Annotated in this window: 12 protein-coding genes; 1 reads left to right on the forward strand and 11 read right to left on the reverse strand. The window is 66.7% G+C overall.

Going from position 1 to position 13,330, the window contains the following annotated elements:
- Positions 1-81: 81 nt before the first annotated feature.
- From MUK72_RS11705 to MUK72_RS11755, 11 genes are all read right to left on the reverse strand, one after another.
- Positions 82-465, reverse strand: coding sequence for a DUF8055 family protein (locus tag MUK72_RS11705; protein WP_244700861.1), 384 nt, complete (start codon positions 463-465; stop codon positions 82-84).
- Positions 465-2,138, reverse strand: a complete 1,674-nt coding sequence (locus MUK72_RS11710; protein ID WP_244700865.1) for an FAD-dependent monooxygenase — start codon at positions 2,136-2,138, stop codon at positions 465-467. The genes MUK72_RS11705 and MUK72_RS11710 overlap by 1 nt, the downstream gene beginning before the upstream one ends.
- On the reverse strand, positions 2,131-4,035 hold the full coding sequence (locus MUK72_RS11715; RefSeq protein ID WP_244700868.1) for an electron transfer flavoprotein subunit alpha/FixB family protein: 1,905 nt from the start codon (positions 4,033-4,035) through the stop codon (positions 2,131-2,133). The genes MUK72_RS11710 and MUK72_RS11715 overlap by 8 nt, the downstream gene beginning before the upstream one ends.
- On the reverse strand, positions 4,032-4,889 hold the full coding sequence (locus MUK72_RS11720) for an electron transfer flavoprotein subunit beta/FixA family protein (RefSeq protein WP_244700871.1): 858 nt from the start codon (positions 4,887-4,889) through the stop codon (positions 4,032-4,034). The genes MUK72_RS11715 and MUK72_RS11720 overlap by 4 nt, the downstream gene beginning before the upstream one ends.
- A 91-nt stretch (positions 4,890-4,980) precedes the next feature.
- Entirely contained in the window at positions 4,981-5,310 is a 330-nt protein-coding gene (locus MUK72_RS11725) for a 4Fe-4S dicluster domain-containing protein (protein ID WP_004054966.1), read from the reverse strand.
- 55 nt (positions 5,311-5,365) lie between these two features.
- Complete coding sequence (locus MUK72_RS11730; RefSeq protein WP_244700874.1) at positions 5,366-5,791, reverse strand: dCTP deaminase/dUTPase family protein; 426 nt, start codon at positions 5,789-5,791, stop codon at positions 5,366-5,368.
- An 80-nt stretch (positions 5,792-5,871) separates the two neighbouring features.
- Positions 5,872-7,584 carry a glutamate--tRNA ligase gene (locus tag MUK72_RS11735; RefSeq protein WP_244700890.1) on the reverse strand — a complete coding sequence of 571 codons (1,713 nt, stop codon included), beginning with the start codon at positions 7,582-7,584 and terminating at the stop codon, positions 5,872-5,874.
- Between the two features lie 436 nt (positions 7,585-8,020).
- A complete protein-coding gene (yciH, locus tag MUK72_RS11740) occupies positions 8,021-8,314 on the reverse strand; it encodes a stress response translation initiation inhibitor YciH (RefSeq protein WP_004054969.1) in 294 nt (97 codons plus the stop codon).
- 27 nt (positions 8,315-8,341) lie between these two features.
- Positions 8,342-10,603: a transglutaminase TgpA family protein gene (locus MUK72_RS11745; RefSeq protein ID WP_244700893.1), complete on the reverse strand. Its 2,262-nt coding sequence runs from the start codon at positions 10,601-10,603 to the stop codon at positions 8,342-8,344.
- On the reverse strand, positions 10,600-11,574 hold the full coding sequence (locus MUK72_RS11750) for a DUF58 domain-containing protein (RefSeq protein ID WP_244700896.1): 975 nt from the start codon (positions 11,572-11,574) through the stop codon (positions 10,600-10,602). The genes MUK72_RS11745 and MUK72_RS11750 overlap by 4 nt, the downstream gene beginning before the upstream one ends.
- Positions 11,571-12,563, reverse strand: coding sequence for an AAA family ATPase (locus MUK72_RS11755; RefSeq protein WP_244700899.1), 993 nt, complete (start codon positions 12,561-12,563; stop codon positions 11,571-11,573). The genes MUK72_RS11750 and MUK72_RS11755 overlap by 4 nt, the downstream gene beginning before the upstream one ends.
- Positions 12,564-12,755: 192 nt before the next feature.
- Here MUK72_RS11755 and MUK72_RS11760 point away from each other — a divergent pair, with 192 nt between their 5' ends.
- Positions 12,756-13,241: a DUF5797 family protein gene (locus tag MUK72_RS11760; protein ID WP_244700902.1), complete on the forward strand. Its 486-nt coding sequence runs from the start codon at positions 12,756-12,758 to the stop codon at positions 13,239-13,241.
- The last annotated feature ends 89 nt before the right edge of the window (positions 13,242-13,330 follow it).

The raw sequence follows: 13,330 nt of genomic DNA on the forward strand, positions 1-13,330 counted from the left end.
TCGCACGAGTGCCATGACCGCCGAATCACAAAAGTTCGAAGGGATGCCATGCCGAATCGGCGGCCGCTGGCGAGCACAGGACTATCCCGTCGGCCGTGGCGGCACCTGTGTGAGCAACTGCGCTGTCGCCTGAATGTCGTCCGTCTGGATGAGCACCTCGGCGGCCTTTCTGATGGTCGCGTCCGGCTCCATCGCAACGCCATAACAGCGCGCGTACAGCGCGAGCCAGTCGTTGGTCGCGCGGTGGAACTGCGCCAGTTCGTCGCCAGAGAACGCGATATCCCGGTCGGCGGTCCGTGCGTCGAGATAGAGCACCACGAGCGGGCCGAGCCCCTCGCGGAGGAACGCCATTGCGCGCTCCTCGTCCGGCGGGTTTTCGGGCGGCTCGAACGTCGCACGATCATGGGCGGCCCGCGCAGCGAGCTCGTCGATCCGCTCGCGATACTCCGGTTCCGGGTGAGCCATCAGCCCTCCCGGAACTCGACGCCCTTGCCGCCGCGTGGGTGTTCCCACTGGGTGTCGGCGACGATGGCACAGGTGCCACACTCGACGCAGGGCTGGGTGTCGAGGCTCACGACACGCTCCTCGTCGCCGTTCGATTGCACCGTCTCCTCACGATAGCAGCCACCGCCGAACCCCTCGGCACTCACCGGACAGGCCGTCACGGCCGCGCCGCTGGCTTCAACGGAGTCGTCTTCCAGAACGATGTGTGGGTTGCCGACGTCGGTGTCGTAGGTCAGCTCGCCGATGCGCTCGCCGAGACTCGGCGGCTCGATGGTGGTGTCGTCCGCGACACGCGTTCCGAGCTCCTCGGCGATGATCGTCGGCAGTGTCACGTAGGGCGTCTTCGTGTCGGGCATCATCGTCGCCAGATACGGCGAGCCGTAGGCCCGCCCGAGCAGCCCGGCCGTGTCGGCGGCGCGCACGCCGGCGCGCCCGAGGGGCGAATCGAGCAGTCGTTCGGCGAGTCCGGTCGCGGTATCGTTCTCGCCGGCCGCGCTCGCGATCTCGTAGCGCATCGGTCGGAGCTTCGCCATCACGCCCTCGTCGTGGAGGCGCTGCTCGTAGCGCTCGCCGGCAGTATTGGGTTTTCCTCTGGAACGAGCCTCGACGAACGCCTCCGCTGCCAGCGCGCCGGCCGTCACCGCGTGGTTCATCCCCTTGATGATCGGTCCCTGGGCCTGCATCTGGCCGCCCGCATCGCCGACGAGCACGAGCCGTCCCTCGTGGGGCGAGGGATTGGCGGCCTTTTTCGAATCGGGGACGAGTTTGGCCGAATACTCCCGTTCGTTGTACTTCTCACCGAGCCACTGGGCAAGCAGTGGATGCGTGAGCAGCGCATCGAGCAACTCCTGGACCTCGGCTTCCTCCGCGACGATGCTGTCGAGATGGAAGACGTTCCCGATGCACAGCGAGTTCTCGTTGGTGTAGAGGAAGCCACCGCCGCGGACGCCGTCGTAGAGATCGCCGGAGAACAGATGGGCCTCGCCCTCGTCGTCATCGATCCCGAACCGCTCGTTGATCGCATCGCCGGGCATGTCGACGACGGCCTTCACGCCTTGGAACCACTCCTCGGGCTCTTCCCAGTCCATCAGCCCCGCCGCGCGCGCGAGTTCGGAGTTCGCGCCGTCGGCAGCGACGATGAAGTCGGCCTCGATCGGGTCGAGCTCCTCGCAGGTGACGCCGACGATCTCGTTGTTGTCCCGCAGGAGACCGTTCACCTTCACGCCCGTCAACAGTCCGCCGCCGGTCTCACGGGTGAGTTCGTGGACCTGCTCGGCCATCCACGAGTCCATCTTCCGGCGCAGGACCGCGTCGGCCCACTCGGTGTCGCGCTCGTGACCCCGGGTGATGTCGAACGTCTTCACCCTCTCGCCGGCGATGTTGTGGATGTAGTAGTCGGTGACGGGCCGTTCGGTCGCGTGCTCGCGAAATCCCGGCAGGAGTCCGTCGATCGTGTAGGGGGCGGATTCCTCGGCGTAGATGAGGCCCCCGGTGACGTTTTTCGATCCAGCATCGACGCCGCGTTCGAGAACGACCGTTTCGACACCGTTGCGCGCGAGCGTCGCGGCCGCCGCCGCGCCGCCGGGTCCCGCCCCGACCACCACTGCCTCGTAATGTTCGTGTTCGTCAGTCATCGTTGTTGCCTCCATCGGCCGCGAGTTGCTGTGGTTCGAGTTCGCCCGATTCGAGCGCCGCCGTGAGCGTCGGCAGCACCGCGAAGAGATCGCCCTCGATGAAGTAGTCGGAGAAGTCGCGGATGCGCGCGTCGGGATCGGTGTTCACAGCAATGATGGTCTCGGATTCGTCCATGCCGACCTTGTGCTGGACGGCCCCCGAAATCCCGGCGGCAATGTAGAGGTCGGGCTCGACCACCTGCCCGGTCTCGCCGATCTGGCGTTCCTCGGCCGTGTACTCCGTGACGTGGCCCGCGAACTCGTAGGCACCGGTGACGATCCCCCGGGAGACGCCGAGCGCGGCGTCGTCGAAGGCGTCGCGGAGATCGAGCCCGAGTTCCATCCCCTCGGTTGGGCTGTCGTCGATCCCCCGCCCCATCGCCACCACCACGTCGTGACCGGTGAGATCGACACCCTCGTCCAGTCGGTCGTGATCGGTGACCGAAACCCGGAGCCACTCCTCGTCGAGCTCGTCGGCGTGTTCGACGATCTCTCCCTCCCTGTCGTGATCGGGTTCGGGCAGGTCGAAACTCCCCGGGATCACCGACGCGCCCTGTGGGTGGAACTCCCGGGTCGGGTTGTCGAGACAGAGGATAGTCGAATACTCGAACCCCGAGAAATCCGGGCGCTTCATGTGGAGCACGCGCTCGAACTCCTTTTTCGCGCCCGGTCGCCCGGTCTTGGCCGGGTTCGAGATCATCGATTCCTCGATGTAGAGATCCGAACAGTCGGAAGCCAGTCCGGAATCGAGTTCGCCCTGGACGAGCGCCGAGAGATCCCGTCCGTTGTTCGTCGCCGGGAACACCGTATAGCGCGGTTCGTCGTAGTCGCGCCAGCCAGCACCCGTCTCGCGCCCGCGGCTCTCGCCGGGTGTCGCGCCCGCCCGCGCCATATCGCAGAACAGTTCGGTGTAGGGCTTGTGCTGGAACCGCTCCAGCTGATCGTCCTCGTGGTACACGACCACGTCCGCACCGTAGGCGATGACGTCTTCGGCGTGTTTTTCCACATCGCTGCCGACGAGCACCGCCACGACGCGCTCGTCCTCGTCGTACGCGTCGTTGTAGCCGTCCATCAGTTCGCGGGCCTTGCCGAGCATCTCCTTCGAGACGTCGACGAGCTCGCCGGCCTGCGTCTCGCAGTAGACCCACATGTCCCGATAGACACCGTCGTCGAGCGCCTTGACGTACTGTTTGTCCGCCGTCGGATGGTCGAGATCCGGGTGTTTCTCTTCTGGAGGAACGACCTCGATCTCGTCTGGCTCGTCCTCCTCCTGAACCGACGCGATGCGCTTTTCGATGAGATTCGTCGCCGCATCCCGATCCTCGCCGGCCTGTTCGGCGTCGAGGACCGCCTGCAGGCGCTCGATGTCGTCGATCCCCTGGAGGGCGTTGCCGAGCCCGGCCGTCGAGAGTTCGGTGGGATCGATCTCGCCGTCCTCGTCTGCCTCGCTTTCACCCACTTTCTCGATCCGGCTCTCGATCAGCGTCACGACGTTCTCTCGGTCCTCGCCCGCCCGCTCCGCATCGAGGATCGCGTCGAGTTCGTCGATGTCCTCGACGTCCTTGATCGCTGGACCGAACTCGGCGATGTCGTACTCGCCCGGATCGAGCGCGAGATCTTCGATCTCGTCGGCCGACTCGCGATACTCACCTTCGGTTTCGGTATCCTCATCGACTGCTTCGTCCTCGTCGGCGTTCACCGCGCGCATCCGTGCGCGGATCGCCTCCTGAGCACTCTTTCGCTGTTTGCCGTCTTTTTCGGCATCGAGCAACCCTTCGAGTTCGCGCGGACTGTCGATTTTCGCCAGTTCGTCCTGGAGCTGTTCGACGGTGTGCTTGCCGGGGTCGAACTCGCTCATCGCTCGCCTCCCGCGTGGGCCGCCATCGCGTCGAAGACCTCGTTCATGCCCGCTTCGTCGCCCGGATCGATCATCGTCGCCTCGCGCTCGGCAGGCGCTTTCGGGATCGGGTCAACTGATGAAACGATCGTCGGCGAGCCGTCCAACCCGATGTAATCGGGATCGAGGTTCAGGTCAGCGTGATCCCAGGTCGTCAGGTGCTCCTCGTGGTTCTTCGCGCGCTCTTTCGTCTCCGCGCGGAGGTCCTTCAGCGTGAGTCGGTCGCCAGCCGTGCGGTAGGTGGGTTCGAACTCCGGATCGGCGACGACGAACGCCGGCATCGGCGCTTCGACGGTCTCGATCTCCTCGATGTCGCCCTCGACGAGGCGCTTTGCGCGCACCGTTCCCTCATCTTCGTCGACGTCGAGCGCGATCACGTGGGTGATGATCGGCCAGTCGAGACACCAGCACGCCTGCGGGCCGGTGTGGCCGGTCTCGCCGTCGGCGGTTTTGAACCCCGCGAACACGAGGTCCGGCGTCTCGTCGAGTTTCTGCAACCCGGTGGCGATCGTGATCGCCGTCGCCCACGTGTCGGAGGCCGCGAGCTCGCGATCCGAGAGGAGATAGAGCTCGTCGGCGTAGACCGACTCCATCGCCTCGCCGAGCACGTCGCCGTAGCCGGGTGGCCCCATGCTCATCACGCTGAGCCGGCCTCCGTGGCGGACCTTCGTCTGGAGCGCCGTCCGCAGCGCGTGCTTGTCGTTGGGGTTCATCACCGTCGGGGTGTTGCCCCGTTCGAGATGGCCGTCCTCGTCGAACGATACCTGTCCCTCGCGGAAGTCGGGAACGCCCTTCGTCAGCGTGACTGTGTGCATTGCTAGTCGGTCTCCCGTGTGGCTATTCCTAACATACACCTCCGACAACTATTACCGTCCCGGTATTCCGTATAATCTTGCCGCTATCGGGTCAGGTTCGGCCGGCACGGCCCGCGTCGACGTCGATCGCGTCCACGGGACAGACGTCGACACAGAGCATGCAGTCGATGCACTGGGCCTCGTGGGTCGGGTCGGCCTTGATCTCGCTTTCGGGGTGATCGGGCGAGTCGACCCACTCGAAGACGTCGACGGGACAGTCCTCCAGACACGCGCCGTCGGCGATGCAGATGTCGAAATCCACCGCGACGTGCGTACCGTGGATCCCCAACTCCTCGGGCTCGTCGACCGGCCCCCAGACGTCGTGACCCTCGTGTTCGTCCACCGTCTCGCGGTTCTGTTCGAATTCAGGGTCGATAGCCATAACAGACGACACTCACGACAGCCGACTATTTAACTCTTCGACCGAATCGGATCGGTCAGGGTGGGGCGAGCAGCGTCGAGATCCGTGCGTTCTCCTTCAGATGGATCCCGCCGGACGGAACCGACAGCGGGACGCGGTCGATCTCGCTGACGAACAGCGTCGGATGGAACGCGCCGCGCTCGCGCAGTTCGTCCCGTGTCTGGAGGACGAGCGGTTCGTCGGCATCGACTTGTTCGTTGAATTTGACGAGATACTGGCCCGCTTCGAGTCGCCACCAGCCGTAATCGTCCTCGGCGTTTCGCTTCTCCGTTCCACGGGGTGTCGTGCTCGCAGCGTCGAGTTCTCCACCGCCGAAATCCACGCGCCCCGGCGTCTCGATCTCGTGGACGGCCGCGAGCGTCAGATCGAGTCCCACGTCATTGACCTGTGTCTCCTCGTGGACGATCCCCGCGACGTACTCGGTGAGTTCCGCGCCCGTCATGGCGGCGATAGCACGTCCGGGGACGAAAACGTACGGGTCAGAAAGAAAGCCGATGGCTCAGAGAAAGGGAAGCCAACGACTCAGGAGTGGGCGTAGTACGCGACGGTCTCGCCCTCGTTCTGGGCGTCGATGCGCGCGAAGCCGATGCGCTCGAACTGGACCATCTCGTTGGGTTCCCGGTCGGCGATCCCGGGTTCGGCACGACCCTCGACATCGCCCTCCATCGTTCGCAACAGGACCGCGCGGTTGTCGTCGGCCGGCACCCAGTGCACTACGGGAACGCCCTCTTCACGGACGATATCGATGTCGGTGCCGACGAACTCGAAGGCGTCGCGTGTGTGGCGCACACAGCCGTATCCCTTGAGCCAGACGCGCTTGCCGTTGGCCGGCACGTCGTCGGGTTCGACCAGCACTGCTCCCCCGACGGGGATCTCACGAACGCCGCGATCCTCGTGGTTGGGATGGACCGGCGGTTCACCCGTTTCCGGGCCGCCGACGACGGTCTTTTCGACGCCGTCGCGAACGAGGAAGGCACGGTCGGTCTCCTCGTCGATGCGCTCGCGGTTGGCGGCGTAGATCGCGCTCATCGCCAGATCGACGTTGCTCGTCGACGTGCCGAGCGAGACCATCGCCCCGGTGATGGCGTCGCCACGGATACCGCGCCGGCGGAGGCTCGCGACCGTGGGCGCGCGCGGGTCGTCCCAGCCGTCGAGGTCGCCCGCCTCGACGAGTCCCTTGATCGTCGAGGTGCTCATCTTCACGTCGTAGGCGTCGATCTGGACGTGGCCCCAGTGGGTCACGTCGGGATACTCCCAATCGAAGTAGTCGTAGAGGAACCGCTGGCGCTTGGCGGAGTCCTGAAGATCGATGCCCCGGATGATGTGCGTGACCCCGAACAGGTGGTCGTCGATGCCGGATTGGAAATCGAGCAGGGGCCAGCAGCGGTACTCGCTGGCCGCCTCGCGGGGATGTGGCGTGTCGATCATCCGGAAGGCGACCCAGTCGCGGAGCGCCGGGTTCTTGTGCTCGATGTCGGTGCGCACCCGGAGGACCATCTCGCCGGCGTCGTACTCGCCAGCGACCATCGCGTCGAACTCCTCGCGCGTCGTCTCGGGCGCTTTCTCCCGATGTGGACAGGCTTCGCCCGAGTTCTTCAGTTCGGAAAACTCCGCGGCGGGACACGAACAGGTGTACGCGCCGCCGAGATCGATGAGTTCGCGCGCGTGCTCGTAGTAGGTCTCCATCCGGTCGGAGGCCCGGGCCACTTCGTCGGGTTCGAATCCCAGGTAATCGATCGCATCCAGGATGGCGTCGTAGGCCGCGAGATCGGGGCGTTTGGTCTCGGGATCGGTGTCGTCGAATCGGCAGAGCATCCAGCCGTCGTAGCGATCCTTGTAGGTGCCGATGACGGCGGGCATGCGGGCGCTACCGAGATGCCAGGGTCCGTTCGGGTTGGGTGCCAACCGCATTCGGACCCCACCGTCCTCGGCGTTCGGCAGGTCGGGCAGCGGATGGTCGTCGCCCTCGTCATCGGCTTCGAGATCGGCGAGCAGGTCGGGCGCGAGCGCTTCGAGACGCTTCTGGCGACCCTCCTCGTCGAGTTCGTTCACCCGCGAGACAACGGGGGCGACGACGCCCGGCACCTCGTCACCGTGCTCCTGGAAATCAGGGTTCTCGCCCATCAGCGGGCCGATCACCGCGCCGACGTCGGCCTCCTCACCGTGTTTGACCGCGTTGAGCAGGGCGTGGCGCTCGGCCTCGTGCTCGACGCGCTCGCGAAGATCGTCGTCCATTGGGGATGGCTCAGACGCGGGCGATGAAAACCCGTCGGGTTTCGGTGGCCCGCAGCAGTTGTGGTGGCGGTGCAGCCGCGGCGGCTGCGGGGGCGGTGGCGGTGCGGTCGCGGCAGCGGTGCCTGGCGGATGAAGGGCGAGTAGCGAGGGACCGAAGGTCCCTCGTACCGTGCGAGCGGGCCTCCGGCCCGCGAGCAGACGACCGAACGAACGTGAGGGAGCGAGGGCTTCTGCGGTGCTGTGCGAGAGCGGGTGCGGTGCAGTCAACAGTCGCGGTGCTGTGCAGTTTGCGGAAAGCGCAGTGTCCGCGCGAATGAAATGAGCGCGGTTCGCCGCGAGTGAGCGCAGCGAACGAGCGGGACCTTTTTAGCGTAGCTTTTTGCAAGGAGTGGTGCGCGAGCCGCAGGCGAGCGCACCCGACGCAGTAAAAAGGTCCCTAGGCGACGTTGTAGCCCTTGTCGCGGAGGAAATCCTCGATGCGGCCGGTGTGATTGCCCTGGAGTTCGATGGCGTCGTCCTCGATGGTGCCGCCACAGGCGAACTTGGATTTCAGGTCCGAGGACAGACTCGACATGTCGACGTCCTGTGGATCGAACCCTTCGACGATCGTTACCTCCTTTCCGTATCTACGCTCGTCGATGCGGATGGTGATCTGCTGGGACTCTCTGGCGACGTCTTCGCAGACGCAGAGTTCCTCGGGCAGGCCGCACGTCGAGCAGACTTCCGACATTACACCGGGATATATGAGACGGCCATATTAAATACTGTCGGGACCTCGCTCGCGCGAACGCCGAAACCGACCGAGTACGGGGGTGCGCTCGCCGCGGAGCTCCGCGACCAGCGCTCGCGCCTCGGTGGCGTCGGCGTCACTCACTGCCTCGCCGTAGTGGGCACGCTCGAAAATTGCGCCGACCCGGCGGGCGCGGTCGTCGGCGTCGATCGCGGCGAGATATTCTCGCGGCGTCTCGCCGTCGCGGCGTGGGCGGTGCTCGTCGGCAAGCAGGTATTCGAGGCGCTCGAAGGCCGCCTCGACCGTCGACGTCGGCGACCCGCTCGGCCAGTAGCGCAGCCAGAGCGCGCGGTAGAGTCGCTCGGCCAGCCCGGTGCGGTGTGCGCCCGCCGCGAGACCGACGAGCGCGACGAGCGCGAACGCCACCTGCTCGCGCGACGGCGAGGGGAGTTCCGGCAGCGGCGACGAGTCCGCGACGGATGTCGTACCACCCGCCGCACCCCCGCCGGCCGGCGTCGCCGAGCCGTTCGCCGCGTCCGCCTGATCCTGTTCGGCGGCGCGCTGAAGCCCGGCCGGGTTGGCCGAGTCGTTAGCAGCCGAATCCTCCGCGTCGGCGCTTCCGCCGGCGGGCGTCGGCTCGGGCGTCGGCGTCCATTCGCCGTCCTCCGATCGATTGGTGTCGACGTTCGATTCGTTGCCCGCGCGTGCGTTTTCGAGATTGCTACCTTCGACGGCCGAGCGCGGCCCGGCCGGCGTCGGATCGAAGCGCACCCAGCCGGTGTCGGGGAAGTAGACCTCGACCCAGGCGTGGCTGTCGAGCCCGCGGACGACCCACTCGTCGCGCGCGACGCGCTGGCCCGGCGTGTAGCCCGTCACGAACCGTGCTGGGATGTCCTGGGTTCGCAGCATCGTCGCCATCGTCGTCGCGTAGTAGGTGCAGTAGCCGGCGTTCATCTCGAAGAGGTACGAATCGGCGATGGAGCCATCCGGCCGATCCACGTCGAGCGAGTAGTTCTTCGACCCTTCGAGCCAGCGCTCGATGGTACGGGCGGTGTCGTAGGGGTTGTCGGCGTTGCTCGTGAGGCGGTCGGTCCGGTTGGCGACGCGCTCGGGCGTGCTCTCAGGTAGCTGTGTGTATCGGCTCCGAATCCCGTCGGGATAGTCCTCGCCGGCCGAGCGCAGCTCGTCGGCCGTCCAGTTCGGTCGCTGACTCGTGACCGTGTAGCTCGTGCCGTTCGCCAGCGTCCCGTCGGGCTGGAGGCCGGCGAGCGACGTCACACGCGCGTTGTCAGCTGGGTCGCCCGAAACGGTGCTCGGCTTCCACGCCGCCGGCATGATCGAGAGCGACGTCTCGGCCGTATAGTTCTGCGTGAGCTGTGTCGTGTCGCCCGGCGGACCGGCGAGCGAGCCGTTGTATGGTCGGTCGTCGCCGGTTCTGACCCATCCCTGGCCCGTGTAGCGGTCGTAGCTCGCCACGCGCCAATACTCTTGACTACTGCTCTCGACGGTGAACCGGACCTTCGGCGAGAGCGAGATCGAGCCCTGAATCCCCACCTCGTCGCCACCCGTGAGCAGGCCGGCTTCGACCGTCTCCGGACCGCCACCACCGGAGGACACCATCGGATCGGCAGCACCGCCGGGAACGACGCTCACGAGCGGTGCAAGCACGATCATCGCCGCGAGCACGGCCACGAGCGTCTCGACCTGTCCGACGCTCCCTCGGTGGCGTTCGAGCTCGCCGAAACCGACGACGCCGGCGGCACCGACGATGCCGACGAGGGCGACGGTCGGTCCCGCATCACCGGTGAGGACGAAGAAACCGAGCGCCACGCCACCGCTGACCGCACTGGCGACGTAGTGTCGCCGCAGCGCCAGATACCACGTCAGAAACGTCGGCGCGGGCGCGAAACCGATCGCCCAGACGCCCGCCTCGGCGATTCGGAGGATCGAGAGCCCCGTCAGCAGCGCGATCACGTCCGCGCGCACCGCGTCGAACGACCGGAGGAGCAGCTCGCCGTTCGGCACCGCCTGAATGTAGCCCCAGAGTCCGACGGTGAACAGTCCGGCGGCGAGGATGGGTGCGAACGCCGCCGGCAGGAAGCGCGCCAGCACCGTCGCCGCGAGCAGACTACCGGCGACGAACAGCACCAGCCGGTCGGTACCGCCGGCGACGTCGGTGACGTGCGAGAGAACGGCGAGAAAGGAGCCCATCAGCAGCGCCGTCGCGCCGAGGGCGAGCGCGCGCCGCGCGCCGTCGCCGATCCACGAACGCTCGGTCGCGACGCTCACGACTCCGCCCTCCCGGTAGCCACGGCGTTCGCTGCTGTGCCGATCGATTCGAAGGGGAACTCGCGACCATCGACCGTGAGCCGCGTGCCACGATCGTCGGTGAGTATGCGGAGATCGGCCTCGTGCTCGACACGGCCCGTGCCCGCCCGCGCGAGCGCGCCCAGCACCCGCTCGCGCTGTTGCTCGCCGCCGGTCCGTTCGACCTCGCCGCCCGGATACTGGAGTTCGACGGCGAAGCCGGCATCGAGCAGCGAGACGGCGATGCTCGCGGCCGCGCTCGCCATCTCGTCGGCGTGGCCGGCGGTCGCCTCGGCGGCGACCGTGAGGGCGGTCAGCTCGCGCGTCCCGTCGAACTCCATCACGACGAGATCGTCGCGTTTCGCGCTCGATTTCCAGTGGACGTCGCGGAGGCTGTCGCCGCGGACGTACTCGCGAAGCCCGTCGAACCGCTCGCGCTTGTCGGCGCGTTCGGCGAACCCGCCGACGACGCCCATATCGCCGATGTCGTGAAGTTCGGGATAGACGAGAACGGGCGTGCGCCGCGGATACTCGAAGGTACGGGAAAGCAGACCGAACGCATCGGTGACGGTGAGCGTGAGCGGCCCGAGTCGATGTTCGCCGCGCTCTCGAAGCTCGATTTCGTACTCGATCGTCGTCGGTACGCTCAGGGTCGCCCCCTCGAAGCTCGATGCCAGTCCGTCGCCGACCTGCTCGGAGAGCCGTGCGGCGAGCGGGTCGTCGGTCTCGATGGCGAGTTCGATACGGCGCGTCTCACCCGGAAAGCCGGCAGCGGGCGGGCGACGCCGGATGGTTGGGCGGTCGGCGAGCAAGAGCTGGACGGCGGCCGCAACGAGCGCGACGAGCGCCGGGACGACGAGCGCGTTCAGCGAGCGCGCGCCGAACGTGATGGCGAGCCAGACGGCCAGTCCAACCAGCGCGACCAGCCCGAGCGCCCGGCGCGTCGGTCTCATTCGACCCGAACCGACGACAGCGCCGCCCGGATCACGTCACGGCCCGTCTCGTCGCTCTCGCCGACCGGACGGACCCGATGAGCGAGGGTGACGACCGCCTCGTGCTGGATATCGTCTGGAACCACGTACTCGCGCCCATCGAGGGCAGCCCGTGCCTGTGCGGCACGCAGCAGCGATAGCGATCCGCGCGGGCTCACGCCGAGCTGGGCGCGCTCGCGGGTGTGGTTGGCAAGTCGGGTGACGTACTCGCGAACGGGCTCGGCGACGGTGATCGCCGCGACCCGCTCGCGGGCGGCCCGGAGCTGATCGAGGCTGGCGATCGGTTCGAGGGTCTCGATCGGATGGGTGCCGACGACGTTCTCCAGCATCGCCGATTCGTCGTCCGGGGTCGGATAGCCGAGTTCGAGCCGTTTCATGAACCGATCGACCTCGGCCAGCGGGAGTTCGTACGTCCGATTGCGCTCGACGGCGTTCTGCGTCGCGATCACCGTGAAGGGATCGGCGAGCGCGTGCGTCGCGCCGTCGACGGTGACCTGCTGTTCTTCCATCGCTTCGAGTAGCGCGCTCTGGGTCTTCGGCGGCGCGCGATTGATCTCGTCGCCGAGCACGACGTTGGCGAAGATCGGGCCGCGACGGAACTCGAACTCCCGCGTCTTCTGGTTGAAGACGTTCACGCCCGTCACGTCGGAGGGAAGCAGGTCGGGCGTGAACTGCACGCGGTTGAACGAGCTCTCGAACGAGCGCGCGATCGCCCGGGCGAGCATGGTCTTGCCTACACCGGGCACGTCTTCGAGCAGGACGTGGCCGCGCGCGAGCATCGCCGTCACGATATGCTCGATGGCGTCGTGGCTGCCGACGATCACCTCCTCGGTGTTCTCGATGACGGAAGTGGCGAGCTCGCCGGTTTCGGCGATCGAGAGACGGGGTTGGCGGTCGGTCGTGGCAGCCGCGGGCCGCCCGCCATCGGTGTCGGCGTCCGCATCCGTCATGGCTGCGGCGACGTTGGGGCGCTCGGACGGGGGATGAAACACTCGTACCGACGCATTTGCACGTTTGTGGGGCCGAGCGCTTGTAACGTTGCTGCTTCACAGGAATTGTCACGCACACCAGACCGGCGATGGATCGACACTAGCGACGGGATTCCAGAAAGAAGTTATAGCCGCTTTCCATACCGCCGGCCGATGGCCCTCTCCGAGGAGGCACAGGAGCGTCTCGCCGACGTGGTGGCCCTCCAGCCGACGAAGAATGGCGAACTCGAGGAGCACTGGGGGATGGATAGCGGCAGCGAGGTCCACCAGTATCTCGAAAGCGAGCTCAAAGCGTACTACTACCGCGACGAGGACAGTCTGATCCGCGCGACCGCCGACGCCGCCGATCTCGTGGGAGCCGACACCGAAAACGACGGCCCACGAACGGTGACAGTACCCGCATTCCAGGCACAGGTGTTCGCCGTCGTCGCCGACGAGGACGACCGCGCCGAGAGCGTCGTCTCGGTCCTGCACAGCCTCCGCGACGCCCACGACATCGACCCCGCGCCCGAGGACGTGCGCTCGGCACTGCGCGGGCTCGCCCGCCGCGGCGTCGTCGACGTCGTCCAGAAGACAGTGCCGACCTTCCGGCTGGCCGTCGAACGCGAGGACGTGGTCGTCGAACCGCTCGACGAGTAACGAGAGGTGTTATTGGAGCATCAGTGATTTTGTGCGAATCATTTGACAGTTTGGAAATTAACGTACGAGATGCAGGCGCGTATCTTGCA

The organism is Halococcus dombrowskii (genome assembly GCF_022870485.1).
GTDB classification, from domain to species: Archaea; Halobacteriota; Halobacteria; order Halobacteriales; family Halococcaceae; genus Halococcus; species Halococcus morrhuae.